Annotated in this window: 21 protein-coding genes; 13 read left to right on the top strand and 8 right to left on the bottom strand. The window is 61.1% G+C overall.

Translation table 11 applies throughout. The features are described 5' to 3' along the window. The first annotated feature begins 222 nt into the window (after window positions 1-222). The 3 genes from C6Y62_RS15355 (at window position 223) to nhaA (ending at window position 3,274) form a co-directional block, all read left to right on the top strand. Window positions 223-759, top strand: a complete 537-nt coding sequence (locus tag C6Y62_RS15355; RefSeq protein ID WP_173954669.1) for a DUF6869 domain-containing protein — start codon at window positions 223-225, stop codon at window positions 757-759. A gap of 41 nt (window positions 760-800) precedes the next feature. Continuing rightward, window positions 801-1,280, top strand: a complete 480-nt coding sequence (locus tag C6Y62_RS15350) for a YaiI/YqxD family protein (protein ID WP_198491416.1) — start codon at window positions 801-803, stop codon at window positions 1,278-1,280. A gap of 119 nt (window positions 1,281-1,399) precedes the next feature. After that, entirely contained in the window at window positions 1,400-3,274 is a 1,875-nt protein-coding gene (gene nhaA, locus C6Y62_RS15345; protein WP_173954668.1) for a Na+/H+ antiporter NhaA, read from the top strand. 65 nt (window positions 3,275-3,339) lie between these two features. Here the strand turns inward: nhaA and C6Y62_RS15340 are convergent, their stop codons facing one another. From C6Y62_RS15340 to C6Y62_RS15330, 3 genes are all read right to left on the bottom strand, one after another. Continuing rightward, the gene (locus tag C6Y62_RS15340) at window positions 3,340-4,329 is read right to left on the bottom strand and encodes a hypothetical protein (RefSeq protein ID WP_173954667.1); all 990 of its coding nucleotides are present in this window, start codon (window positions 4,327-4,329) and stop codon (window positions 3,340-3,342) included. An 80-nt stretch (window positions 4,330-4,409) separates the two neighbouring features. Further along, complete coding sequence (locus C6Y62_RS15335) at window positions 4,410-4,841, bottom strand: VOC family protein (protein WP_173954666.1); 432 nt, start codon at window positions 4,839-4,841, stop codon at window positions 4,410-4,412. A gap of 120 nt (window positions 4,842-4,961) precedes the next feature. Beyond that, on the bottom strand, window positions 4,962-5,696 hold the full coding sequence (locus tag C6Y62_RS15330) for a DUF1223 domain-containing protein (protein ID WP_173954665.1): 735 nt from the start codon (window positions 5,694-5,696) through the stop codon (window positions 4,962-4,964). Window positions 5,697-5,883: 187 nt separating this feature from the next. On the opposite strand from C6Y62_RS15330, the gene uvrB reads away from it, so the two are divergent. The 3 genes from uvrB to C6Y62_RS15315 all read left to right on the top strand — a co-directional run bounded on the left by uvrB (window position 5,884) and on the right by C6Y62_RS15315 (window position 12,568). Beyond that, window positions 5,884-8,919 carry an excinuclease ABC subunit UvrB gene (gene uvrB / locus C6Y62_RS15325; RefSeq protein ID WP_173954664.1) on the top strand — a complete coding sequence of 1,012 codons (3,036 nt, stop codon included), beginning with the start codon at window positions 5,884-5,886 and terminating at the stop codon, window positions 8,917-8,919. Window positions 8,920-9,408: 489 nt separating this feature from the next. Next, window positions 9,409-11,904, top strand: a complete 2,496-nt coding sequence (locus C6Y62_RS15320; protein WP_173954663.1) for an autotransporter outer membrane beta-barrel domain-containing protein — start codon at window positions 9,409-9,411, stop codon at window positions 11,902-11,904. A gap of 226 nt (window positions 11,905-12,130) precedes the next feature. Next, the gene (locus C6Y62_RS15315; RefSeq protein WP_198151011.1) at window positions 12,131-12,568 is read left to right on the top strand and encodes an FKBP-type peptidyl-prolyl cis-trans isomerase; all 438 of its coding nucleotides are present in this window, start codon (window positions 12,131-12,133) and stop codon (window positions 12,566-12,568) included. Window positions 12,569-12,704: 136 nt separating this feature from the next. Here C6Y62_RS15315 and C6Y62_RS15310 read toward each other — a convergent pair whose 3' ends face one another. Further along, on the bottom strand, window positions 12,705-13,679 hold the full coding sequence (locus C6Y62_RS15310; protein WP_173954662.1) for a hypothetical protein: 975 nt from the start codon (window positions 13,677-13,679) through the stop codon (window positions 12,705-12,707). 341 nt (window positions 13,680-14,020) lie between these two features. On the opposite strand from C6Y62_RS15310, the gene C6Y62_RS15305 reads away from it, so the two are divergent. Beyond that, a complete protein-coding gene (locus tag C6Y62_RS15305) occupies window positions 14,021-14,578 on the top strand; it encodes a hypothetical protein (protein ID WP_173954661.1) in 558 nt (185 codons plus the stop codon). Here the strand turns inward: C6Y62_RS15305 and C6Y62_RS15300 are convergent. Then, window positions 14,575-15,009 carry a hypothetical protein gene (locus C6Y62_RS15300; RefSeq protein WP_173954660.1) on the bottom strand — a complete coding sequence of 145 codons (435 nt, stop codon included), beginning with the start codon at window positions 15,007-15,009 and terminating at the stop codon, window positions 14,575-14,577. The two genes, C6Y62_RS15305 and C6Y62_RS15300, sit on opposite strands and share 4 nt — an antisense overlap. A 587-nt stretch (window positions 15,010-15,596) precedes the next feature. Between C6Y62_RS15300 and C6Y62_RS15295 the strand changes: the two genes are divergently transcribed. Continuing rightward, window positions 15,597-16,052: an FKBP-type peptidyl-prolyl cis-trans isomerase gene (locus C6Y62_RS15295; RefSeq protein WP_173954659.1), complete on the top strand. Its 456-nt coding sequence runs from the start codon at window positions 15,597-15,599 to the stop codon at window positions 16,050-16,052. A 212-nt stretch (window positions 16,053-16,264) separates the two neighbouring features. On the opposite strand, the gene C6Y62_RS15290 is transcribed toward C6Y62_RS15295, so the two are convergent. Both C6Y62_RS15290 and C6Y62_RS15285 read right to left on the bottom strand, forming a co-directional pair. Then, window positions 16,265-16,558, bottom strand: coding sequence for a hypothetical protein (locus C6Y62_RS15290; protein WP_068459341.1), 294 nt, complete (start codon window positions 16,556-16,558; stop codon window positions 16,265-16,267). 177 nt (window positions 16,559-16,735) lie between these two features. Continuing rightward, window positions 16,736-17,326, bottom strand: a complete 591-nt coding sequence (locus tag C6Y62_RS15285; RefSeq protein WP_173954658.1) for a hypothetical protein — start codon at window positions 17,324-17,326, stop codon at window positions 16,736-16,738. Window positions 17,327-17,689: 363 nt separating this feature from the next. Here C6Y62_RS15285 and C6Y62_RS15280 point away from each other — a divergent pair, with 363 nt between their 5' ends. The 4 genes from C6Y62_RS15280 (at window position 17,690) to C6Y62_RS15265 (ending at window position 22,574) form a co-directional block, all read left to right on the top strand. After that, the gene (locus C6Y62_RS15280) at window positions 17,690-18,175 is read left to right on the top strand and encodes a nuclear transport factor 2 family protein (RefSeq protein WP_173954657.1); all 486 of its coding nucleotides are present in this window, start codon (window positions 17,690-17,692) and stop codon (window positions 18,173-18,175) included. A gap of 479 nt (window positions 18,176-18,654) precedes the next feature. Continuing rightward, window positions 18,655-20,826 carry a methylmalonyl-CoA mutase gene (gene scpA, locus C6Y62_RS15275; RefSeq protein ID WP_173954656.1) on the top strand — a complete coding sequence of 724 codons (2,172 nt, stop codon included), beginning with the start codon at window positions 18,655-18,657 and terminating at the stop codon, window positions 20,824-20,826. 327 nt (window positions 20,827-21,153) lie between these two features. Continuing rightward, a complete protein-coding gene (locus tag C6Y62_RS15270) occupies window positions 21,154-21,408 on the top strand; it encodes a hypothetical protein (RefSeq protein ID WP_173954655.1) in 255 nt (84 codons plus the stop codon). 194 nt (window positions 21,409-21,602) lie between these two features. Beyond that, entirely contained in the window at window positions 21,603-22,574 is a 972-nt protein-coding gene (locus C6Y62_RS15265; protein ID WP_173954654.1) for a magnesium transporter CorA family protein, read from the top strand. A gap of 48 nt (window positions 22,575-22,622) precedes the next feature. Here the strand turns inward: C6Y62_RS15265 and chrA are convergent, their stop codons facing one another. Further along, the gene (gene chrA, locus C6Y62_RS15260) at window positions 22,623-23,960 is read right to left on the bottom strand and encodes a chromate efflux transporter (RefSeq protein ID WP_246274822.1); all 1,338 of its coding nucleotides are present in this window, start codon (window positions 23,958-23,960) and stop codon (window positions 22,623-22,625) included. A gap of 499 nt (window positions 23,961-24,459) precedes the next feature. On the opposite strand from chrA, the gene C6Y62_RS16530 reads away from it, so the two are divergent. Then, on the top strand, window positions 24,460-25,191 hold the full coding sequence (locus C6Y62_RS16530; RefSeq protein WP_173954653.1) for a septal ring lytic transglycosylase RlpA family protein: 732 nt from the start codon (window positions 24,460-24,462) through the stop codon (window positions 25,189-25,191). The last annotated feature ends 127 nt before the right edge of the window (window positions 25,192-25,318 follow it).

The raw sequence follows: 25,318 nt of genomic DNA, 5'->3' as shown, positions 1-25,318 counted from the left end.
TCACGGCAGTTGCATCGCACGTAGTGGCGCTGCCGTTGCAGTGCCTGCGGCTGCCATCCGCCGTGCGCGCTATCCCGTCTGCGTTTTAATTCGCTGCCCCTTCGGTCTTGCAACCGAAGGTTTCTTTCGCACAATGCATGCTGTAGTTTGCCGCATCACGCACCGCTATGTCGCTTTGCGCAGAGGTTTTGTCCGACCGGAAGCATCGCCGGAAAGCATCCCATGGATCGCACGTGGAGTTGCTTGGAGTGCCAATTTTCACAGGCTGCGCCGCTGTGTACGACACCGGACGGCGCCACGGATTTTCGACGCCTGGCTCGCCTGCTGCTGGACACGACAGACAACCCCGATGAATCGAGCGGTCAGGGTCGCATTCGCGCCTATTCCTGTATCACCGAGATGGTGCAATACGCGCCCGATGCCGGAGTCGCTTTCCTGTTGGTCGCCATCAACGAGTGCCGCACCGTGGCGCACGTCGAGTTGCTGACCGTCAGCGCGCTGGAGCCACTGCTGAAAATGCATGGCGTGCGCGTGATCGCGCCACTTGAGGAAGCCGCCCGCATGCACGCCAAGTTCCGTTACCTGCTGTCAGCGGCGCGCGACCGGCCGTCGATGCCGAATGCATTGTGGGATCGGCTGGTGGCCATTGTCACGCCCGGTCCGGTGATGGATGCCGACACAGCAACGCCGGGCGCCGGCATGCACGATCGCGTAGCGGACGCCGTTACAATCGAGGCCTTGCTTGCCGAGCCGATGTAACGCCGCTTTGCATTGCGTGCGCCGGCCGCTACAAACATCGGGTGACGACAGCCGCGCCATCTTCATCCCCCGCCATCTTCATCGACGCCGACGCGTGCCCGGTGAAGGACGAAGCCGTGCGCGTTGCCGAACGCCACGGATTGCCGGTGCATTTCGTTTCCAATGCCTGGATGCGCCTGCCCGAAGGCCCTCTGATCAAGCGCGTGATTGTGCCGGAAGGCCCTGACATTGCTGATGACTGGATCGCAGAGCATATCGGCCCCAACGATGTTGCAGTGACTGCCGACATCCCGCTCGCAGCCCGCTGCCTCAAGAAGGGCGCTCAGGCGATCGGCCCCACCGGCAAGCCATTTACCGAATCCAGTATCGGCATGGCGCTCGCAATGCGCGAGCTGTCTGCTCATTTGCGCGAAACTGGCGAAAGCAAGGGTTATAACGCATCCTTCACCCGCCAGGACCGCTCGCGCTTTCTGGAAGCGCTTGAACTTGCTGTCCGTCGCGCAATGGGTGCCAGCCGTTAATCATGGTGGTGAATGTCCGTGTGACGCATCCCCATGAGAGAGAGTGACGCCTCGCTATCCCGGATATAAAAAAGCAGTCACTCGACCACGACCATTATAGCAGCATCCCAGGGGGCCGCGTGAGCCAGACAGTCCAACGCAACCGGCTGGACCGGGCAGTAGGCCCGGACGACCACACACTTGGACCCGACAACGCCCCTATCACGCTGGTGGAATACGGCAGCTATGCCTGCCCTTCGTGCCGCGCCGCCAACGAGCGTGTTGCGGAAGCGCGCGACGAATTCGGACAGCGTCTGCGCTATGTGTTTCGCCACCGACCGCTGCGCAACAACGACTTGGCCCGTCGCGCCGCCGAACTGGTGGAAATGGCGCCCGACGATGACAGTTTCTGGCGGGCGCACGTTACGTTGATGACCCGGTCGGATGTGTTGACCGAGCAGGACATCATCGCCGTTGCGCAGGATCTGGGCGTCGACGTCTCTGAACCCGAAACGCTGGATCCTGCCCGCGCCCGCGTTGAAGCCGACGAGCGCAGCGCCGCAGCCAGCGGCGTGCTCATCACACCGACGTTCTTCATCAACCGGCGCCGCTATGATGGCGCGTGGGATGAAAGCTCGTTCTCCGATGCAATGCGCGGCACGCTCGGTCACCGCGTACGCTCTGCTGCAGTCGATTTTGCAAGCTGGGGGCCATCGGCCGGCATTCTGCTGCTGCTCGCGACCGTGCTTGCCATCGTGCTCACCAATTCGGTCTGGGCGACGAGCTTCGAAGCATTCTGGCACCAGCATCTGGGCTTTACGCTTGGACCGCTGAGCTTCGACATGTCGTTGCGGCACTGGGTCAACGACGGCCTTCTGACTGTATTCTTCCTTGTTGTCGGGCTGGAAATAAAACGCGAGTTCACCGTTGGCCAACTTTCTGACGTGAAGGCGGCCGCGCTGCCGATTGCTGCTGCGATTGGCGGTATGGCCGTGCCCGCATTGCTCTACATGCTGGTGCTGCCGACAGGTCCATGGGCGCACGGCTGGGGCATTCCGATGGCGACGGACACGGCCTTTGCCATCGCGCTGATCGTCATGATGGGATCGCGCGTGCCGGTGGAGCTGCGTATCTTTCTCACTGCGGCCGCTATCGTCGACGACATCGGTGCCATCATCGTTGTGGCCATATTCTACTCCAGCGCCATTCAATGGATGTATCTGCTCGGCGCCGTTGGCGTACTGATTGCACTGGCTGCCCTCAGCTACTCGCGCGTTTATCGTCTCGCGCCTTACCTGCTGCTTGGCATCGTGTTGTGGGCGTTCGTGCATGCCGGCGGCCTGCACGCCACCCTGGCCGGTGTGCTGCTGGCGCTGTTCATTCCCACGCGGCCACCCGCCAATCTCAACGCACTCACGGCGCAGTTCTCAAGCATCGTCGCGGAAGAAGCGCGCCACGGCAGCGAGGTGCTGCACCATGGTCCCTCGCTGCCGGCGATACGCGCAATCGACGCCATTTACGATCGCATCCAGTCGCCGGCCGATCGCCTGCTGCGCCATGCCGGTGCTGAGTCGAGCTACATCATCCTGCCGCTATTCGCGTTGGCGAATGCCGGTGTGCCGCTATCGCTTGGCGTGATCGAAAATCACGAGCCGCTGATGCTCGCCATCATCGTCGGTCTTGTGATCGGCAAACCGTTTGGCCTATTGCTGGCATCGTTACTGGCGGTGGCATGCAAACTCGCCATCAAGCCTGCCGCCTATTCTTGGCGCCAACTTGCTGGAGCGGGCGCAATGGCTGGTATCGGTTTCACCATGTCGCTGTTCATCGCCGGGCAGTCTTTCCCGCAGGCATCAGATTTTGCTGCGGCCAAGATCGCCGTGTTCGTCGCGTCGATAGCCTCCGCCGTTATTGGCGTTGCGCTGCTGTGGGGCGCGAGAGCACCAGTGGTTGCTGATCAGGCCGAACGCATCGACGACGAAAACGCGGCTGTGTCTTCTGCCTCCGCTGCCTGAGCGCGCACGGCACCCGGTCAATGTGGCCTTCGGACAAGCGAAGTGTCCATGCAGACCTGGGGCGGTCAACGGTTGCGTTTGCGATCGAACACCGGAATGGGAAACTGCGCCGTATAACGCCGACTGCCGTCAACGTCCGCGCGACGAACATCGCGCACATAAAGTACCCACTGCACACCTGTTCCGTCAGCGCCAAGTCCGCTCGGCGTATATCCCCGCGGCAACCGCACCGCTATCGGGATGCTGACCACACCTTTGCGAGCTAGCATCAGGTCGCCCGCTTCAATTCTGGCGGTGTGTGACCACACCGTTGTGGTTTTCCAGATCTTGCGGCTGAGCCCTTTGCCATCGATTGACTTGCTATAGCTCAAGCGCTCACAGGCCAGTTCAATCTCCAGCGACACCGGCTCGGGCATGCGTACGCTAACAACACCGCGAAAGGTTTCACCCATGTATCCGGGCAGCGTATCGATGCGCAGCGTGGACGGGCCATAGCGAAACCAGATCCGCGTAGCGCCGATGGCCGCGAGAATGCCCAGCAATCCTAAAACCGGAAACAGTGGCGCAATGAGCGTCTCGATCCAGCTATCGCGTGCCGATGCCAGTATCCGGTGACCGTTCGCATTCCAGATCAGCCACAGTCCGGCGCACCATCCAAGCGACCAGAGCCATAAGAAGATTGTCAGCCCGAAGTTGGCGCGGTCCGTAACCGTGCGCTTGGCCCACATCTCATTCTGCATCCACGGTTCACCCGGGTGCAGCCCAGCCATACGTGCAGCGTAAGCTTGCCTGCGCGGCTCGATGAAAAACAGCAGATACCAGATGGCGCCGATCACGCAGGCAAATACGCCGCCAACCGCCAGCGCAACGACACCGGCCGTGATCGACTTTTCAGTGGGCGCGTGACGAATGGAATTTACGCCGCCAAGCGCGACCATGACGGCAAGGTACATCAGCGCCGCAAACAGGATATGCACGGCTGCGGTCGCTATTGGACCACGTTTGCCCTGCGCAGGGTCGGAGCCAGTTGCCGGTTTGCTGCTCTTGCTGCTCAATGCCGACCCTCAACATCCATCCGTGACCGCAGTGACGCCATTAGTCGGCGCCGCACGCACACCGGCCCTGGATTGACGTGCTACCCGATGGCCAATACGCCGCGCTCGTCTTTCGGGAAGAACGGATTGTGCGCCACCTCCCATAGATGACCGTCCGGATCGGCGAAGTAACCTGAATAACCGCCCCAGAATACCGTCTGCCCCGGCTTCACCAGGCTGCCACCAGCGGACACCGCGCGATCGAGCATCGCATCCACGTCCTCAGGGCTGTCGAGATTGCACGCGAGCGCCACGCGGGAAAAACCGCTGCCCTGCGCGTCGACCGTTGCATCCTCCGCCAGCAGCGTGCGCGGATACAGACCAAGCACGCCACCCGGCATCTGGAAGAAGACGACATTCTCGCCGCTCTGTGGCGATATCACCAACCCCATCTGCTCGTAGAACCTACGCGCGCGAGCGAGATCATCGACCCCGAGCGTGAGCAACGACAGTGAAAGGAAAGGCGAGCCCATGAGCACGCTCCATCGCAATTGTTTGCGCGCGTTGTATTCGCTTCAGCACCATGCGCCCAGCAAAAATTACAACGCGATACCGGCGACGGAGCAGGCAGGCCGACACCCAAACGCAAGCAATCAGGAACGGTCCGACTTCGCAAACTCGATGCGTGTCGCTCCGATGATTGCGCCAGGACGCTCGTTGGTTCCGGCCTGCAGCAGCACGACAATGCCATCGTACTTGGCAAAATCCTGCCGCAACAGGCGCGCCTTGAACGGCTCGCCGTTCCAGGTGTCAACGGGAATGACATCGCGCACCAGATTGGCGTAATGCGCGCTGCGGCCGCCACGCAGCGGCTCGGTGTGATCGCGCATGAACGGCAGCACGGTGATGACCCCGGTTTTGGCCGCCGCCTTGCCCGCGCCACCGACGGAAAGATTGATGTGCTTGCCGGCTGCCTTGGCATCAACGGGAACCGTCAGCACGTTCAGCGTCTGGGCGATCCCCTCGCGGATCTCGTCAGCGTCGGAGCCTTGCGCCTCAGCGGCGCCATTGATCACCGCCTGCGGCGTGAACAGCATGTCGGAGTTGCGCCGCTCGGCGTAGGCCGCCTGACGGTCAGTGAAGGCAGGCTTGGCGAGCGGGTCGGTGCGGCCCGGCCGATCCATCGAATCCACCGGCATCACCAGCGTGATGAGGTCCGGACTGCGGGCCAGCTCGGTGAACAGCGCATCCGCGGGTGGGCATGCCGAGCAGAATGGGCTGGTGAACAGCTCCAGCACCGCGCGCGGGCCGGCCGTGGCGGACACCGAAAAGGCCAGCGGCGCGATCGCCAGAACGCTGGTCACTGCCGCTAAAATCTTCACACGCATAGAAAACCTCTCGCCAACTTGCATAGGCAGTGTTCCCGCCAAATCACGGCGCCGATGGGGCAAACCTTCCCCGCCGGGCGGCGGCGTTCTCCCGTTATAAGGTCGCGCCCCATGCCCGACGGTTAAGGAAGGGACGGCGGCAGATGGCGGCTTGAGCGGCGCGACGCCCGGGGCCATATTCACGCCCATGACGCCACCCCCCAAAGATCCCGCACCGTCGAAGAAGCCCAGACCTGCTGGCGCCGATGCCGAGCGCATCCCCAAGCCGCGCCCTTCGCGCGTCAGATCCGGCAAACCGACGCCCCCGCCGGCCGAAACCGCTGCGGGCACGCCCGAAGTCAGCGCGCGCCGTAAATCGCCCCGCCGACCCTTGCCTTCGGAGGGCAGCAATCACGAATTGACAGCGCCGGAAGATACACCGGGGTTGGCCGAGCGACCCCAGGCCGTGTTCGAAGCGCTGAAAGAGCTGGGTGGCGTTCCGGCCGCGACAACCGATCCCGATCGTCCGGCCTACGACAGTGAAGCCAGCCACATTCCGCTGCCCGCCCTGCGGCAACAGGGACCGCGCCCGCCGTTTGGAGGCGAAGCGCCCGGCAAGTATCTCGACGCATTGCTCGCCAAACCGGAGCAGCGCTCCGCCCACGCGAAGGAAATTCTGCTCAGCCAACCGATGATGGCCTCGCATCCGCTGGTCTCCGGCGAACAGGCCGCCTTTACGCCGCACCGCCCGCCCCGCCCCGATAAGTCCGAGGGCGGCGTTCACTTCAATATCGTGTCTGAGTATGAGCCGCGCGGCGACCAGCCGACCGCCATCGCCGAACTGGTGGAGGGCGTCAGCAAGCACGACCGCAGTCAGGTTCTGCTAGGCGTTACCGGCTCGGGCAAGACCTTCACCATGGCGCAGGTGATCGAACGCACGCAGCGTCCCGCGCTTGTCCTGGCGCCCAACAAGACGCTGGCGGCGCAGCTCTATGGCGAGTTCAAGAGCTTCTTTCCCGACAACGCGGTCGAATATTTCGTATCGTACTACGACTATTATCAGCCCGAAGCGTACGTGCCGCGCACCGATACCTATATCGAGAAAGAATCGTCGATCAACGAGCAGATCGACCGCATGCGCCATGCCGCAACGCGCGCTCTGCTTGAGCGGGATGACGTGATCATCGTCGCGTCCGTCTCGTGCATCTACGGTATCGGATCGGTCGAAACTTATACCGCCATGACCTTCACCGTGCAGGTTGGCGAGCGGCTTTCGCGTGATCAGCTCATCGCCGACCTTGTGGCGCTGCACTATCGGCGCAACGATATCAACTTCGTGCGCGGCAGCTTTCGCGTGCGCGGCGACACCATCGAACTGTTTCCGGCCCACTTGGAGGATCGCGCCTGGCGTATCTCGCTGTTCGGCGATGATGTTGAAAGCATCGTCGAGTTCGATCCGCTAACCGGACAGAAATCCGATGAGCTGTCGCTGGTCAAGATCTACTCCAACTCGCACTACGTGACGCCCAAGCCCACTTTGCAGCAGGCCATCAAGCTCATCAAAAGCGAGTTGAAGCTGCGTCTCGACGAGTTGTACGACAACGGCAAGCTGCTGGAAGCGCAGCGGCTGGAGCAGCGCACGCTGTTCGACATGGAGATGATGGAAGCGACCGGCTCGTGCGCGGGCATCGAGAACTATTCGCGCTATCTCACCGGCCGCAAGCCTGGCGATCCGCCGCCGACACTGTTCGAGTATCTGCCCGATAACGCGCTCGTGTTCATCGACGAAAGTCACGTTACCGTGCCGCAGATCGGCGCCATGTTCCGGGGCGACTACCGGCGCAAGGCGACGCTGGCTGAATATGGTTTCCGCCTGCCATCGTGCCTGGACAATCGCCCGCTACGCTTCGAAGAGTGGGACGCAATGCGCCCGCAAACGCTGTTCGTTTCCGCAACCCCCGGCGGTTGGGAGATGGATGAAACCGGCGGTTCGTTCGTTGAGCAGGTCATTCGGCCAACGGGCCTTATCGACCCCGAAGTCATCATCCGACCGGCAAAGTCGCAGGTCGACGATCTGCTGTTTGAAGCGCGTGAGAACGCCAACCGCGGTTATCGCACGCTCGTCACCACGCTGACCAAGCGCATGGCAGAAGACCTTACCGAATATATGCACGAAGCCGGCATCCGCGTGCGCTACATGCATTCGGACATCGAAACGCTGGAGCGCATCGAGATCATCCGCGACCTGCGGCTGGGCGCATTCGACGTTCTCATCGGCATCAACCTGCTGCGCGAAGGCCTCGACATTCCCGAGTGCGGACTCGTCGCCATCCTCGATGCCGACAAGGAAGGTTTCCTGCGTTCTGAAACATCGTTGATCCAGACCATAGGCCGCGCAGCGCGTAACGTCGACGGACGCGTCATTCTCTATGCTGATACGATGACGGGATCGATGGAGCGCGCGATTGCTGAAACCAACCGCCGGCGCGAGAAGCAGGTCGCTTACAACACTGAACATGGCATCACGCCCGCAAGTGTAAAGAAGAACATCGCCGACGTGCTTAGCTCCGTTTACGAGCAGGACCACGTCACCGTCGATACCGGTCTCGCGGATGCGCCCGCGGTTGGGCACAACCTCACCGCGATCATCGAAGACATGGAACGGCGCATGCATGCGGCCGCCGCCGATCTCGAATTTGAAACCGCCGCACGCCTGCGCGACGAGGTCAAGCGGTTGCGTGAAACCGAACTCGCCGTTTCCGACGATCCACTGGCGCGCCAGTCCGACATCGAAGATCGCGCCGGCGCCTATAAAGGCGAGCGCAAATACGGTGGCGCACCTTCTGTTTCTGCGCCCGGCGGCTCCCGACAGGAAGGACCTTCGTCCCCCGCGCCCGGCGGCCGGCTGCTCGGAGTGCGGTCGCCGGGCGCAACCAAAATAAGGAAGCCTTCGCTGGATGACATGGGGCCCGGAACCGACCGCGCGATCCCGCGCCGCGATCCCGACAGCATCCCGACGGCTCGCGCGCCGAATGTCGATCCGCGCACAAAAGCGGGTGCATTTGGCGAAGGCGTGCGCGGCCCGCACAAGCCGACTCTGGATGAGATGGGACCGCATGCAATGCTCCCGCCTCGGAGCGGAACAGCGCCGCAGCGCACCGCGCGCACAGTAGACGTGCCATCAGATACTGAGAAGAAAAGTCGCCGAGGCCGCGCGCGCAAAACCGGCCGACCGGGTAAGTAGCGTCAGCGCCTCTGTCGGCAAGACATTGTCGGTTCAGCTCAGCGCGAACGGGTGCTGATTTCGGCTTGGCTGGAACCTTGACCGGGCAAACTTTCAGCCGTTGCGAATTCTATGCAGCACGCAGCACTGACAATAGACGCTGCGCTTTCCATGAGCGTGCCTTTTATTCAACAGCAATTGCAATTCACTGCGTACACTACTTCAGCGCGTAGCAACCCAGCACTCACATCCTTCGAATCAGACACAGTCACGACACTGTTTTTCAGCCTACGTCATTTTTGCCTGCTTGTTTCTTTTCTACTGCATCACTGGCGATAGAACTTCCGTGCGTTTCATAAACTGCATTTTTCCCGGATTTTAGCCGGCACACATATCTCCGTCATTCCATGACACTTTCTTTCAAGGAGGTGGTTGATGCATCGTGCGCGCCCTTTCCGAAAGAGCTGCCTGCCTGAGCATCTGACGCTGTTCATAACAGCAGCATGCGTCGTGACGTTATTGTCGTTGCTTGCTTCGCCCGCCGGCGCGCAACAGGTTTTCGCGGACGGGACCACCGAAACCGCAACAGGCACCATCGACACAAGTCCCGATCCCGCACCAACGGGCATCGCCCTATACGCAATTAATGGCGGCATTATTCAAAGCAACACGCCGCTGACAATTATCACTGATGGCATCCTCGCAGACGGCGCGTTTGCTGACAGCAGCACCATTACGATTGCCGGCGGGTCATCCATCACCGTCACCGGCGCCTCAGCTTCCGGGTTCCGGATTCAGGGCGCAACGGCCAACATCAACGCGACAGGCACAACAGTCAACGTCGCGGATGGGTTTGGTGCGTATGTCGACAACGGCGCCACACTGACGATGTCCGGCGGCTCCATAACTTCCATGTCAGAGCGCGCGCTCCGCGCCGTAAGTGGCAGCTCCGTCACAATCAGCGGCGTCGCGCTGGATACTTTAGGCGTCGCATCGACTGTGCACGCCAGTGGTTTTGGGACTCTCGTTACACTCATAAACTCAACTGTCAGCGGAACAGGCGATGGCATTGTCATTGACGCCGATGCAAACATTGATCTGCGCGGAACACTGGTGAACGCTTCGGAAATGGGGCTCATATTTGGTGGCAGCAGCGCAACCATCCGCGATGGCTCGAACATCATCAGCAACACGCCAGGCGATCATGCCATTCTGCTCAACAGCATTGGCAGCTCCACCCTAAACATTCTGGAAAGCACCGTTACTTCCAACGGCATCAGCGCTGCGACCATCGCCAACGCGGGTGGCGCCAATTTTGCGACCATAACTCTGAGCACCTTGACGGCGACGAGCGGAGCGGTGCTCCAATCATTTGGTGGCAGCCTGGACGCTACGCTGTTCGACGTCGATGCCTCCGGAACACAAAATCTTCTTGACGTGTTCGCCGGCACACTAAACGTCACAGCATTCGGATCGACACTCACCGGATCAGCTGTGACGGCTGCGGGCGGCGTTTCCAATCTGGATTTACAATCGACTGACTGGACCGTTACCGGCGACTCCAACGTCACCAGTCTGACGAACGGAGCAGGCAGCCTGGTGCACTTTACGCCGCCAGCTTCAAGTGCGGGACCGTTCAAGGCGCTGACGACGGTGAACTACGTCGGCCAGGGCGGTACGTTGGGCATCAACACTGTGCTGGGGGCTGATGGGTCTCCGTCGGATCAATTGATCATCGACGGTGGGATGGGCTCCGGCACGTCTCAGCTCGCAGTGAACGACGTTGGCGGTGGCGGCGACCTTACCCAACTCAACGGTATCCTTGTCGTCGATGCGATCAACGGCGGAACGACGGTGCCGGGCCTGTTCGCGCTGGCAGCGCCGGTGGTTGCTGGACCCTATGAATATTCGCTCTATCGCGGCAGTGTTGATGCCACCAACCCCGACGCTTGGTTCCTGCGCTCGGTGCTGGATTGCGCGCTCGATCCTTCCGCACCGATCTGCGCCCCCGACACCCCCGATTACCGCCAGGAAACCTCGCTTTATGCCGCGGTGCCAGCGATGACGCTGCTGTATGGCCGCCTGATGCTCGACACGCTACATGAGCGGCGCGGCACGGCTGTCAGCGCATACGCTGAAGGCGCACCGAATGCAGCATGGGCACGTGTCATCGGTCGGCACGGCGATCGCGATGGTGGCAAGGGCGGCATCTACGGCGCCGGCCCCAAGTACGATTACGACTTCTGGGCCTTCCAGGGCGGTATCGACCTTTATCGCGATGGCGATGTCGGCACGTCACGCAATCACGCCGGTGCGTTCTTTGCCATCGGCCACGGCTCGGGCGATGTGCAACACATTGGCGATGGCAAAGCCGGTGAGAACAGCTTCATGGCGTACTCATGGGGCGCCTACTGGACGCACTACACGCCGGAGAACGCTTACGTCGACGCGCTGCTGTTGGGCTCGTGGTACGATATTGATGCCAAGTCCAACCGCATCCCGAAGATGAAAACCGATGGCGGCGCCTTCGGTGCATCGCTTGAAGGTGGTTATCCGGTTTACACCGGCCCCGATGGCTTCAGCATCGAACCGCAGGCGCAGCTCGCCTATCAGACCGTCAATCTCAACAACGGTTCGGATGCCGCCGCGCAGGTGCACTTCGACAACGTCAACTCACTCGTTGGACGTGTTGGCGTTCGTTTCACGCAGGACTTCGGCACGCCGACCTGGCTGAGTGGAGCACCGTCAACCTTCACCGCGTGGATACGGCCGAACTTCTGGTACGAGTTCCTCGGCGATCCGAAGACGAAGTTCTCGTCAGCAACTAGTTTCATCCCGTTCGCGGCCGACATGGGTGGCACGACGTTCGAGATCAACACCGGGTTCAGCACCGACATCGGCGACGGCGCAGCGATCTACGCCAATGCCTCATACCTCGTCGGCATCGGCGAACACGCTGACGGCAACGCCTACGACGGCAAGCTGGGCGTCAAAGTCGCTTGGTGATGTGACTAGGCAGACAAGCCGGCAGCGGCTCTGCCGACATTACTTGCAAATGAATGGCGCGGTGGCGGGAAATTACTGCTTCGCCATCACTCCGATAACAACACTATTTCTCACATTGCATCACGATTGTATCAGCGACGCGGGCCGGAAGCCGTAAGCGTTGCATCGGCGTCGCCGAACTCCCTATAGTCGGGCCAACCGACAATGAAAATCCGGGAGAAACTTAATGTCACTCGCTCCGCGCCTACGCTCCGCGGCCTTCGCTACGCTCGCGCTGATCTCCATTCCGCTGGCGGCGGCAAGCGCGTTTGTGCTGACCACAACGGACTCCGGATTGGGCATTGCTGACGTCGAAGTTGGCACCGGCAAGGAAGTTCAGGCCGGCAAAACCGTCGAGGTGCACTACACCGGCTGGCTTTACATCAAAAACACCAAGGGCCGGCAGGTGGACACATCGCGCGAGGGCAAGCCCTTCACCTTCACCGTTGGCAAGGGCGAGGTCATGCCGGCATGGGACGAAGGCATCGTCGGCATGAAGGTTGGCGGACGGCGCACGCTGCTGATCCCGGCAGAGCTCGGCTATGGCGAAAAGGGCTTCGGCAAAGATGTACCGCCAAATTCGCCGGTGATTTTCGATCTCGAAATCATCGACGTAAAGGACTGACCATCAGAAGGTCGCAAGCACTGAAGAACAGCGCATTTGTACATGCATACAGTTACGTCGGCGCGTTCTTCAGTGCGCCTGCCCTTTTCCCCGGCTGCAGCTTGGGCAGCTGGTTACACAACCATCTTGCGGCGCCTTACTGCGTCGGTTCGCTTTGCAACGATCCAACACTCGCCAGACTGGATGCATCGGGCCTGATGTCATAGGCGCTGTCGAGCGTCGCGTGATCCGATGATTTCTTGCGCAACGACATCAGGTAGGTGTCTTCGAACGGGCGCAGCATGCGCAGCGGCCCCTCGCCGTTCACGTCGGCTCGTGCGCGCATGTCAGCAAGCCCCGCAGACAGCTGCTCCATGCAGGTAATGCGCGAAAACACCATGTGCTTGATATCGCCACGCGGCCGGCACACCTCACCGTAGCCGTTGTGCACCTTGCCGCCTTCGCGCGCTGGAAAATACAGCGGCTGGCGGCGTCCGTTACGTTTGCGCGTCCCCTGCTTCTGGCTGCCCCAGAAACAGATCATTTCACCGCCGCCAACCTGGCGCCGCCCGGTGTACACCACCTGATGGCCCTGCTCCGATGCGCCGACATTGCCGTTCCAGAATATTTTCAGGAAGTCGCCGGGCCGGGCTTCCGCCATCTTGTCATCACGAAAGCTGACGCCAATGCCCGTGTGCTTGATGAGCGCCGCGGCACCCGCACCGTTGGCATTGAATATCCACCAGGGATCCTGGCCGTCGACAAGCGCCGCTCCGTCCGGCGTGCGCCAACTCACCTCAAGCCAACGCAACTGATCAGCAGTCAGAGCGATCTTGCCGCCGTTATGCAGCAGCGCAACCAGATGGCCGAACAGTGCGTACGTCGCACTCGTGCAGTGCGATGGGAAACCGTCATACACCCGCAGCTCCCAATTGCCGCCGCCGATGTTGTGGGTCTGGAATTTTGGTGAAACGAAAGAATTGCCGCGACTGTATCCGCCGCCGGTCGGCAGTGCGCGGATGATCTCCATGACCTTGGCGTTGTAGTCAATGCCCGCGCAGCGGGGCTCAGCGATTGCATGGGAAGACGCCAGTGCAGGTGCCAGCACCAGCGCCGTTATCGCTGCCAGCACGGACCGTGCACGCGGAACGAAACCGCGGACGCTCGCTGCCGTGCTGCATCGAATTCCTGGCGATGCCACCATCCCCATCAAAAATGTCCCCCAAAGGCGCTTCAGCCATCTCTTCAGTTGTGGCTGCATAATCGCTATGCAGGGCAGGATAACGGTCAACCGAAGCGACGTGTCGTCTCGCATATCTCGACACTGACATTTCGCACTGCGGTGTGACCTAGAAGCGCCACGCAGGACCGTAAACCGCGGCAAAATGGACATGCAGAGGGCAAACAATGCGGCGACTAAGCACCCTGTTGAAGCAATTGCTGCCCCGGCGGAATAAGGCTGAAGCGCCTGCGATGCTCTTCATCCACGAGGATGACTGGGGCCAGATCGAGGTGCTTCCCGCCTCGTGTATGGAGCGGTGCAGGCGAGAGATCGCTCGCATCACGGAGCAGGCGGAACGAAGCGTGCTGCCGCTGGACGCCGGGTGGAGTGAGCTTGCGGTTCGAAATTCACCGCCGGAGCAGATCAGCAATTTGAATATCGCGATTGCCGACGTCGTCGCCTTATTCTCACAACTGTTGCCGCAGCTCGATGGCGTGACCACAGGATCGTTCTCGTCGGCGCAACGGGTGCCGCGACTATTGGCATTCGGATTTGGGCAGGGCGCCGCGATCGTTATCGCACCCGACCGCAGCAGCATGTACGTCGACGCGCTTACGCTATCGCTCGATACATCGGAACACGATGCACGGCGCCGCATACTTGCGGCGCTCGCGGCACTGTCGCCAGCAGCCCCAGAGCCACTGATGCTTGTTGACTGGCCACAAGGATGCAGCCTGATGCTATCCGATCGGGCTGCAATCGATCGCTATGTCGTCGGCTCACCGGACGACCTGGGCGGCGGACGCTAATCAGCGCTGAACTGCGGCTTGGCCGAAGGCGCATCGATGATGCGCGTATTCCAGAGCGCGACGTCGAAACCGTCATCGCGCTCGACGAGATAAACCTCAATGAACCCTGCGATCATCAGCGCTTCAAGCGGTGTCCAGATTGCAGCCCCGACCGGAACCTTGGCGTTTGCGCGGTAGCACGCAACGCCAAAACTGAGCGCCGTGCCAAGCGGCAACCGTCCCGTTTCGTCCTTGAAGGTTTCGATCACTTTGCCGGCCACCAGACATCGACCAAGCGCCGTTTCAGGCGGCGTCATCTTTTCAATAGCGACCTGCACATGAAACGGCGCCTCCTGGCGCGCGCTGCGGTAATACTCCGGCGCCATCATTGCATGCACGCCGCCGCATAGCAGCGCCAGCAGAACAGCCGCCCACACACCGCGCAGCACCATGATGTCCTCCCGTATCCAATCCGTCGCTCGGAGCTGCTGGCTTGCGTCTGACGGACTGCACAAGCCCCACTTGCATTGTTTGCCTGTAGCGCACACGCGAACGCATTACGTATTCCTGCGCAAACACCAGTTGCCCTAGCCACTTGCGCTTTACAAAAACCAGCCGTGCCGATGCATAATCCCGGGCACGCCGATGGGATCCTGATTGTGTGACCTCAGCGGCGACATGAAGCCAATATCCGCAACGCCCTGCAACTCAACTTCCGTGTCCGTGCCATGGACGCTGGTGCGCTCGCGGCGGTGAATATTGGATTTTCGCCTGCGCCTGCTGCAAAAACTGCCTGCCGCACACATCATGCATAGTCAGTTGCGCATCATGCATGCGCCAGGCTTGCGACTATCCCGGCCTGGCTTGGCCAGCCGCCTGGGCGAACGCCGCAAGCACCACTATTGCCATAGTTGTCAGCAAGGTGATCGGTGGCGCCAAGTTTTTTGTAACGCTGTATGTGCCCACCCGCTGGCTGCACCGAGCCAAACGTGTTTAGACAACGGGCGACGATAAAAATCACCCTTCCAGGGAGGAACGGATGTCAGGTTTCACGCGCAGGGGTGCCTTAGCAGCACTGGCGCTCATGGTCTCGCTCGGCGCTTTCGGCAGCGCCCTTTCCACCCCCGCACTCGCACAAGGATCAAGCATGACGACACCTTCCGGCCTCACCATCACCGATACCGTGGTGGGCACAGGCGCAGAGGCTAAGCCCGGCAACACCTGCGTGATGCATTACACCGGCTGGCTCTACGAGAATGGCGAAAAGGGCAAGAAATTCGACTCTTCCGTCGATCGCGGCGATCCATTCCAGTTCCCGCTCGGCCAGGGCCGCGTCATCGAAGGTTGGGATGAAGGCGTTCAGGGCATGAAGGTCGGCGGCAAGCGCACACTGATCATCCCGCCGAATCTCGGCTACGGAGCACGCGGCGCTGGCGGTGTCATTCCGCCAAATGCGACGCTGATCTTCGACGTCGAGCTGCTCGACGTGAAGTGATCAAGACGCGGGTTGCGTCGGGCACTCGGCCCCACCGCCCTGCCCATCACAATGAAAGACGCCGGTGCGATAATGAAATCGCACCGGCGTCTTTTTTGTATCTGATGGAACCGACGCTGATCTGCTCGGCCGCGGCCAGCCAGAAGCGTCCAGCACCTTGCGCGATCCTCGCGCACCAGCTCTGCCGGAAAAGCCTCAGACCGGAAAGCCAATCACTTCAGCGGTGCGGACTCGCAGTCTTGCTGACAACCGACCGGATAGCCCCATGCCGGATAATAAGCCGGCTGGTTATAGTAGGGGCGCGGCTTGCGCATCTCAGATGCCGGGCGCCACTGTCCGGAGTTGTAATAGGGATAATAACGCGGCGGATCAAATACATAGGGGTACCGATCCGGCGCGTCCGGATCCCGATCCCGATGGAACCAACCGGCGTCGGCGGGTGCGGGCATGGTGAGACCGGCCACGATGGCCAGACCAAGAGCAGCGATTGCTGGCTTCAGTTGCATGGAGCACTCCTAAACCTCGCCCGAGGCTAGGCGATTCCTGCAGACAGCGACAATGCCCTGACGGCCTCACTGCCGCACAAAAATATATCTGCGGCGCGTTGAATGGTCGCCGTCGCGATGCCGGCGCCAGCTGTAACCGCAGCATTGCACGCGGATATGTCGGTCACTCTGCAGCCACTACAGTATCAAGAGCGCAGCTACGACCGCAGCGACACCAAGAATGACCAGCGGCTCGGTCAAGTTTGCCAACGCGCCTGCGTAGAGCGCAGCGTGGCTCAAGCCTTCCCGTTCAATGGCGAGCAGCGCGCGATCGCGATCATCCAGCGCCGCCATTATCGCCTCCACCTGCGCCACAGAACACGCGCCGCTGAAATGCGGCCGCAGCGGCACGAACACATACCGCGTGCCCTTGAGTTGAGTGTCGAGATCGAACCCCTGCTCACACGCAGCACTGCGGAATTGGTGCTCCAGCTCCGGCGAAGGAATCCGGGTATGGTGCGCAGTCACGAATGCTTGATAAAGCTCGATAAATGACGGCTTTTCCGTCCGAGCAATATCAGCCGCTATACGTTCGCACCCACCATTCCAGAGGTGTGACTCAGGATCGGCTTCGCACACCATGCGCACCGCATAGCCCTGTGGGATGTCCATGCGGCCCTGCTGATCGCTGATGTCAATCGCCAGCAAAACAGCCCCGACCGCCAGAACGGCAGCCGTCAGCAGCCGCCAGTTGCGACGCAGCTCACGCAGCGTATTTGTGACGACCACCCTCGATCGTTCAACAAGGCCCTGCACCGATCCCATTTCCCCCGAAAGCGCAGGCGAACCAACGCGTCTTTACTCCCTCGTCGATACAATAGGGACGCGTGGCCAGCTAGCGATTCGTATTTTGGACAGTATTCCGAGGACTTAGTTCCCCTCGACAATAGTACTGTCAGATGCAGGACGTTTTTTGCTGGATGTCAGGCAGCGAATGTTGCACAAATCGCCGCATACTGATTGATCATGGGGGTGTCATCGCGCCTGATTTTCGTCGGCGCGCCCCTCGCGACAACAAAGAAATGAGGCAGCACTGCTGGTTGACGTGGGGTTTGGGACCCCATGTGAACTGGCTTTGAGTGCTGAGTGCATATGGCCGCTGATAGCACCATTAATAATGCATCGCTGGTTCATGATATCTGTCGCTGCTTTCGCGAAAAGCAGCTCGCTGAGATCGTCAGCCTGTTGAGCGACGACTTCAAACTGCGCGTCCTGTTGCCGACTGATACCGACGGCGAGATCCGGCCGCGAAGCCGCGCGGAAGTCGCCCTGCTCGCCCACGCTTCCATGGGCGAATTCGATATTCTCCGTTTCGAACCCGACGACATAACGCTCAATGGAGAGATGATCTCATCGGTGGCGCACGTGAAGTTTCGGCATAAGAGGACCGGCAAGGAGCTGGAGACTCAATTCCGGCATGCATGGCAGACTGCGGACGGCAAAATATGCGCCCTGGAGCAGACGCACGATCTCCAGCTTCTGTCTGACTATATCGACAGTATCCAAGCCGTCGCTTCGGGCCTGAACCAAGATGACGAGGCCGGAGCAGCGCCGCGGACGGCCTCAGGCAGATCGTAGGCCTGCCTCGTACGGTGTTTAGCTGCGACCCGGATCAACTTCCTGGCGAGCAGGCCGCCCTTTCAAATACGAAGCTGCATCCATTCCCGCCTGAGTTGGCGGGTTGCATGCGCCGCCCTCCCGTTCGCACCAAAAACGCCAGCCAGCCGCGACAGTTCGCGGCCACCCCCATGAAATGACCCGGAAACACTTGGCGCGGACCTGCGCTCAAGCTATTGGCCTCTTGCGGGAAATCGAGGCACATTCAAACGGTGGGGAAGTCTGGGGCATCGCTATGGTCCAGCTCCTGCCGGGCGGACAGGTGACGCCATACCCCGGCGCAAACGGCTTATAACCTGCTATGATTAGTTTCACCGGGCTGAAATCCGGCTTTTTTTGACGCGAAGACACAAGAATAACTGCGTCAATACAATAGGATAGTGGCGGCTGCGCGATCGTGTCCTGCGCGGACCGTCACAGCGAGAAACGAAGGCGAAGGAATGACTGGGCTTCCCGACTTTACCAAAATTGCCCTCAGCAGCGGCGCGGCGAGCTCCGCACCGGCAATGGCCAGCACATCCGTTGCCTGGGAGGCCCCCGAAGGCATTCCCATCAAGCCCGTCTATACGGCCGCCGACACCGCCAATCTCGACTTTCTGGACACCCTGCCGGGCGTGGAGCCGTTCCTGCGCGGCCCCTATCCGGCCATGTATGCCTTGCAGCCGTGGACGGTGCGCCAGTACGCCGGCTTCTCGACCGCTGAGGATTCCAACGCCTTTTATCGCCGCAACATCCGCGCTGGTCAGAAGGGCCTCTCGGTCGCGTTCGACCTTGCCACCCACCGCGGCTACGACAGCGACCATCCGCGCGTACGCGGCGACGTCGGCATGGCGGGCGTCGCCATCGACAGCATTTACGACATGCGGACGCTGTTCTCCGGCATCCCGCTGGAGCAGATGTCCGTTTCGATGACCATGAACGGCGCCGTGCTGCCCATTCTCGCGCTGTTCATCGTTGCCGGTGAAGAGCAGGGCGTGCCACCAGAAAAGCTCGCCGGCACGATTCAGAACGACATTCTCAAAGAATTCATGGTGCGGAACACCTACATTTATCCGCCCGCACCTTCGATGCGCATCGTGTCGGACATCTTCGGCTACACCTCGAAATACATGCCGAAGTTCAACTCGATTTCGATTTCCGGCTATCACATGCAGGAAGCCGGTGCGACCGCCGACCTGGAACTCGGCTACACGCTGGCCGACGGCATCGAATATGCACGCGCCGGTGTTGCCGCTGGGCTGGACATTGACGCCTTCGCGCCGCGCCTGTCGTTCTTCTGGGCCATCGGCATGAACTTCTACATGGAGATCGCCAAGATGCGCGCCGCGCGTCTGCTGTGGGCGAAGCTCATCAAGGAAGAGTTCAAGCCCAAGAGCGCGAAATCGCTGTCGCTGCGCACGCACAGCCAAACCTCCGGCTGGTCGCTGACCGCGCAGGACGTGTTCAATAACGTCACCCGCACCTGCATCGAAGCTATGGCCGCCACCCAGGGCCACACGCAGTCGCTGCACACCAACGCGCTCGATGAAGCCATCGCTCTGCCGACGGACTTCTCCGCCCGTATCGCCCGCAACACGCAGCTTCTGCTGCAACAGGAAACCGGCACCTGCCGTGTCATCGATCCGTGGGGCGGCAGTTATTACGTCGAGCGGCTCACCTATGAGCTGGCGCGCAAGGCCCTCGCCCACATCGAGGAAGTTGAAGAGCTTGGCGGCATGGCCAAGGCCATCGCAGCCGGCATTCCGAAGATGCGCATCGAGGAAGCTGCAGCCCGCACGCAGGCGCGTATCGACAGCGGCAAGCAGACCATCGTCGGCGTCAACAAGTATCGCGTGACGGACGAAGCCGAGATCGAAATCCTGAAGGTCGACAACAAGGCCGTGCGCGAACAGCAGATCGCCAAGCTTGAGCGCCTGCGCGCCGAGCGCAACGAGCAGGAAGTACAGGCCGCCCTCACCGCCCTTACCGAAGGCGCGGCTGGCGATGCCAACCTGCTCGATCTGGCGGTGAAGGCCGCGCGTGCGAAAGCCAGCGTCGGCGAAATTTCCGACGCGATGGAAAAGGTATTCGGCCGTCACCGCGCCGAGATCCGCGCCATTTCGGGTGTCTACAGGTCAGAGGCTGGAGCCATGAACGAGAACGTCAACAAGGTTCAGCAGCTCGTCGAGGCGTTCGACAAGAACGAGGGCCGTCGTCCGCGTATTCTGATCGCCAAGATGGGCCAGGATGGACATGATCGCGGCCAGAAAGTTATTGCCTCAGCATTCGCCGACCTTGGCTTCGACGTCGACATCGGCCCGCTGTTCGCCACTCCGGATGAAGCTGCGCGTCAGGCGGTTGAGAACGACGTTCACATCATCGGTGTGTCGTCGCTGGCTGCCGGCCATCTCACGCTGGTTCCCGACCTCAAGGAAGCCTTGGGCAAGGAAGGCCGCGAAGACATCATGGTTGTGGTCGGCGGCGTTATTCCGCCAGCCGACTATCCAGCCCTCTTTGAAGCCGGCGCTGAGGCCGTGTTTGGTCCCGGCACCAACATTCCCGAGGCTGCAGCTGATCTGATCAACAAGCTCAACGTAAAGCTTGGTCACACCAGCCAGGCCGCCGCCGAGTAATCGCTCACGGCACGCCAAACGTATTTCATGGCCCGGGCGCCTGATGGCCCCGGGCCATTTTGTTTGGCGTCTCCTGCGACGGCACCATCCACTAAACATCTGTCACATTTGGGCATTAGGGTGGCGATCCCCGGCCTAGGCAGCCTCCGACCTGCATCTGCGCACTCGGCAACGCACGCTTAAGGGCTGCGGCGCATGATCATCCCCGTACCGACGATCGGATATCGGCATCGGAAGCCGGATTTGGATCCGGGAGTGGCGTCGCCGCGTCACCGGAATGGAGCTGCACGGTTGTGTATGGGCGAACGTCCCGCCCAAGGAGGAAGCATGAACGAGCCAATCGAAATCGGCTTCATGGCGTTTCTTGCCGAGGGCCGCGAAGGCATTGGGGCCGTGCGCGCCGTTGCTGATGGCCACATCGTGATTTACGTCGAGAACGGCGGCGAGTTCAGCGTTCCCAGTTCGGCTATACGCAGCGTGCACGACGATAAGGTGATCCTGGACGCGCGCCATCTGGATCGGCGCCTTCTGGATGCCATCGGCCACGCCCATGATCGCGAAGATCCGAAGCTGGTTGGCTGAACCCCGATCCGTTTCCTGCCAACACAACGTCCGCGCCGTACCAACCGGCCGATGACGCCGAAATCCTGACACCCCGTCACGGTTCAGCCGTGCGGTCTCCACCGATTGCTTCCTCCGCTACGGCGGCGTACGAAGCTTGCAAAAATCAACGATGCCATCTGACACGCGTCGGCCTGCGCTGGAGCGCTAAACCCATGATGACAATCTACGACACCGACGGCAAAAACCTTTCAACGCTGGAGCCGGGCACACCGCTCAGCGGCAACAGCGTCTGGATCGACCTGCTGCAGCCGACATCGGATGAAGACCGTTTCGCCGAGGAAGCACTCGGTGTCGACATCCCGTCGCGCGCCGAGATGCGCGAGATTGAGCCATCAAACCGCTTCTATTATGAGCGCGGCGCTTACTTCATGACCGCTTCGATCGTCTACGCGGTTGAATCGCCGATGCCGAAGACGACGCCGGTCACGTTCATTCTGTCGGGCGACCGCCTCGTTACCGTGCGCTATGCCGAACCGCGTGCGTTTCCGATCTATCGCCAGCGCGTGGAAAAGGGCGATGCCCCTTGCGGCAACGGTTCTTCGATCATGACCGGCCTGATCGACGCCATCATTCATCGCATGGCCGATCTCATCGAGCGCATTCAGGACGAAGTGGAGCGGCTTGCGCAATCCGTATTCGATCTGCGCGGCGGCATTCAGACCCGCAACCGCCGACTGGATGTTGTGCTCAAGCGCATCGGCAAGGCTGGCGATATCACTGCGCGCGCCGAGGACAGTGCGGCATCGCTAAGCCGCATGTTGCTTTATTTCACTCAGGCGGCGCAGGATCGTGGCGATGACCCGCGCATCCGCCAACGCATCAAAGCCGCATTGCGCGACATCAACTCGCTGCTCGACCACACCAAGTTCCTGTCCCAGCGCATCTCGTTCATTCTCGACGCGACGCTCGGCATGATTTCCAACGAGCAGAACCAGATCATCAAGCTGTTCTCGGTGATGGCGGTGATCCTGCTGCCGCCAACGCTGGTTGCATCGGTCTACGGCATGAACTTCAAGCACATGCCGGAGCTGGAATGGACCTATGGCTACCCGTGGGCATTGGGCCTGATGGTTCTGGCGGCGCTTGGGCCAATCATCTATTTCCGCCGCAAGGGTTGGATCTAGCGCCGCAAGCGGCGCAGCAACGTGTTCGCGTTCCGTCAGCGGGAAACATCACGCGATCAGTTGCAGCCAGACAAACGAAGCCGCAGCGCACAGCGATAGCGTGGCAACAATACCGAGCCGCAGCACGAAGACGCTGACAAGGCCAAGCACTGTCAGCGCGACCGCAAACCGGTCGACAGTAGCGATGTCCGGCACATAAAGGCGCAGCGGCCCCAAATGCCGCTCGTCGATCGTCTTGAACAGCACATGCATGGCGAACCAGACTGACAGGTTCGCGATGACACCAACGACGACGGCCGTAATTGTACGCAGCGCGGCCGACAGGCGCGGCGAATGCGTGAGAATGTCGATGTACGGCGCGCCGACAAAGATCCACAGAAAGCACGGCGCAAACGTAGCCCACAGCGCCACCATGGCACCGAGAATGCCAAGCCACACGCCGCCCTGCTTGAACGCCGCGATGTAGCCAACAAACTCCGTGACGAGGATCAGCGGCCCGTTGGTGGTTTCTGCCAGCGCCAGGCCATCCAGCATTTCACCCGCGCTTAGCCAACCGTAACCGCTCACCGCTTCCTGCGCCATGTAGGCAAGCACGGCGTAGGCGCCACCGAATGTCACCACGGCAAGGCGCGAGAAGAACAACGCAAGCTGCGCCAGCACATGGCTGTCGCCGAAGACCGCAACGATAAACAGCAGCGGCGCGATCCACACCGTCAGCCAGACGACAAGAGTTTTCAGCGTGGCGCGCAACGCGACCGGCGCAGGCCGTTCGCTTGCAGGATTGTGTGATGCAGCCGGTCGAAACAGAAAGCCCGCGAACCCGGCCAATGCGATGACCAGCGGAAACGGCAGATCAAAAAAGTAGATAGCGACGAAGCCCGCGATGGCGGCGGCCCAATCCATCGCGCCTTCCATCGCACGCTGCGCGATGCGGATCAGCGCCTGCAGCACGATTGCAAGGACGGCGGCTTTCAAGCCGACGAACAGCGTCGCGATGGCCGGAGCGGCGCTGTAAAATCCGTAGAGAATGCTAAGCGCCAGCACGAGAGCAGCGCCGGGAAGAACAAACAGAAGCCCGGCGAGCAGGCCACCCGCCACACCGCGCAGACGCCAACCGGCGTAGGTGGCGAGCTGCATTGCCTCCGGCCCCGGCAGCAACATGCAGAAACTCAGCGCACCCAGAAAGCGCCGCTCATCCAGCCAGCGCCGCTGCTCCACCAGCACCTGATGCATCAGCGCAATCTGCGCCGCCGGCCCGCCGAACGACAGCACGCCAACCTTGCCGAAGGTCATGGCAAGATCTCGCATCGCGATATGCATGATCGGTGTTGAGCGTTCGCTGGTCAGCGGCTGCGTTCCGTCTGAGCCGCCATTGGATATATTCATCGGGCGCCCCAACCCATTGCCGCTAACCGCGCTACGCGGCGACGCTGTGCATTGTGCGTCACGCCCGGAACAGTTTGCGCCATCGCGTAACAAATGCGGCACCGAGCATAACACTGATACCGTGCGCCGATGTTGTGTTTACGCGCCAAGCGCGCGCTCCAGTGCGGCGTGCGGTCGCGGACGAACAGATGAACGCGATCCCTAACCCATTACTCCTGCGTAACTTCTTCAATTGTTACGTAAACGCATCGTAAATTGATGCATTGACCGCCACAATTAGAGGTGGCCCATTTCGCGCGCCAGAACGGGGGCATCCCCAATAACGTCTATGGCGGCGCGAACAGGTTCTGGTGTTCTGCTCCGGACGCGGCGGCAGCGCTGGTGAAGCGCGCGCCGACATCATGCGCCCAGGCATTCGCGTATCTCGCGAGTGCTGGACATGCGATTTCGCATTATTGCGCATCGTCTCGAGTACTGCCGCCCTTTGAGGGAGTATCGAATGCGGACGTTTGTTCTTTCCGCGCTGACGGTTGTTGGCTTTGGCCTGACCGCACTGACGCCTGCAGCCGCCGCTAACGTGCCGTGGTCCTGCATGAGCCCGGCCTTTGCTTGCGGCGAAGCCACCGTTTCCAAATTCTCTGGCCAGAAGGCCCATAAGCGCACCGCCAAGCACAAGAAGCACGCGTCGCGCCAGCACTCCAAGAGCAACAGCGCACAGCAGCAGGCCGCGAATGTCGCCAAGCCCGAGCGCAAGGTCGCCGCTTCGAATGAGAGCGCCAAGGCCAAGTCTGCAACCGTGAAGAAGCCGCAGCAGCAGGCCAAAACAAAGCAGCATCCGCTGTCGCCGCCGAACATCGGCGTCAAGCCGAAGGCTGACGCGAAGCCCGACACCACAAAGGCAAACATCGCGCAGGTTGACACGACCAAGTCTACGCACCGCGTAGTCGGCAGCCAGGCAGGCATGGCTTCCTATTATTGGCAGCCGCAGATGACTGCGTCAGGCGTGCGCTTCAACCCCAACGCCATGACGGCCGCACACCGCTCGCTGCCATTCGGCACCAAGGTGCGCGTCACCAACAAGCGCAACGGCAAGTCCGTCGTGGTGACGATCAATGACCGCGGTCCGTTTATCAAGGGGCGCATCATCGACCTGTCCAACGCTGCTGCCGGTGTTATCGGCATGCGCGCTTCGGGCGTTGCTCCGGTTGTTGTCGAGCGCCTGACGCGCTGATCGGCTGTGTGTCGCTGCATTTGATTGAATGCCGCTACGCGTAACCTGACCATCGATGGCCGCTTCGCATTGGCAACAACGTGAAGCGGCCTTTATTACCTGCGGCGGCGAATGCCAGGGCATCCCG

It is taken from the genome of Hyphomicrobium sulfonivorans, assembly GCF_013306565.1.
GTDB classification, from domain to species: domain Bacteria; phylum Pseudomonadota; class Alphaproteobacteria; order Rhizobiales; family Hyphomicrobiaceae; genus Hyphomicrobium_A; species Hyphomicrobium_A sulfonivorans.
This window is presented reverse-complemented; position numbering and strand designations above follow the sequence as displayed.

Bases quoted from the DNA above. Each gene is read 5' to 3' on its own strand.
- C6Y62_RS15315 (WP_198151011.1), top strand. From the start codon at position 12,131: ATGTCACTCGCTCCGCGCCTACGCTCCGCGGCCTTCGCTACGCTCGCG.
- C6Y62_RS15265 (WP_173954654.1), top strand. From the start codon at position 21,603: ATGATGACAATCTACGACACCGACGGCAAAAACCTTTCAACGCTGGAG.
- C6Y62_RS15330 (WP_173954665.1), bottom strand. From the start codon at position 5,696: ATGCGTGTGAAGATTTTAGCGGCAGTGACCAGCGTTCTGGCGATCGCG.
- C6Y62_RS15290 (WP_068459341.1), bottom strand. From the start codon at position 16,558: ATGCAACTGAAGCCAGCAATCGCTGCTCTTGGTCTGGCCATCGTGGCC.
- C6Y62_RS15300 (WP_173954660.1), bottom strand. From the start codon at position 15,009: ATGGTGCTGCGCGGTGTGTGGGCGGCTGTTCTGCTGGCGCTGCTATGC.
- scpA (WP_173954656.1), top strand. From the start codon at position 18,655: ATGACTGGGCTTCCCGACTTTACCAAAATTGCCCTCAGCAGCGGCGCG.
- uvrB (WP_173954664.1), top strand. From the start codon at position 5,884: ATGACGCCACCCCCCAAAGATCCCGCACCGTCGAAGAAGCCCAGACCT.
- chrA (WP_246274822.1), bottom strand. From the start codon at position 23,960: ATGAATATATCCAATGGCGGCTCAGACGGAACGCAGCCGCTGACCAGC.
- C6Y62_RS16530 (WP_173954653.1), top strand. From the start codon at position 24,460: ATGCGGACGTTTGTTCTTTCCGCGCTGACGGTTGTTGGCTTTGGCCTG.
- C6Y62_RS15270 (WP_173954655.1), top strand. From the start codon at position 21,154: ATGAACGAGCCAATCGAAATCGGCTTCATGGCGTTTCTTGCCGAGGGC.
- C6Y62_RS15355 (WP_173954669.1), top strand. From the start codon at position 223: ATGGATCGCACGTGGAGTTGCTTGGAGTGCCAATTTTCACAGGCTGCG.
- C6Y62_RS15280 (WP_173954657.1), top strand. From the start codon at position 17,690: ATGGCCGCTGATAGCACCATTAATAATGCATCGCTGGTTCATGATATC.
- C6Y62_RS15295 (WP_173954659.1), top strand. From the start codon at position 15,597: ATGTCAGGTTTCACGCGCAGGGGTGCCTTAGCAGCACTGGCGCTCATG.
- C6Y62_RS15305 (WP_173954661.1), top strand. From the start codon at position 14,021: ATGCTCTTCATCCACGAGGATGACTGGGGCCAGATCGAGGTGCTTCCC.
- C6Y62_RS15335 (WP_173954666.1), bottom strand. From the start codon at position 4,841: ATGGGCTCGCCTTTCCTTTCACTGTCGTTGCTCACGCTCGGGGTCGAT.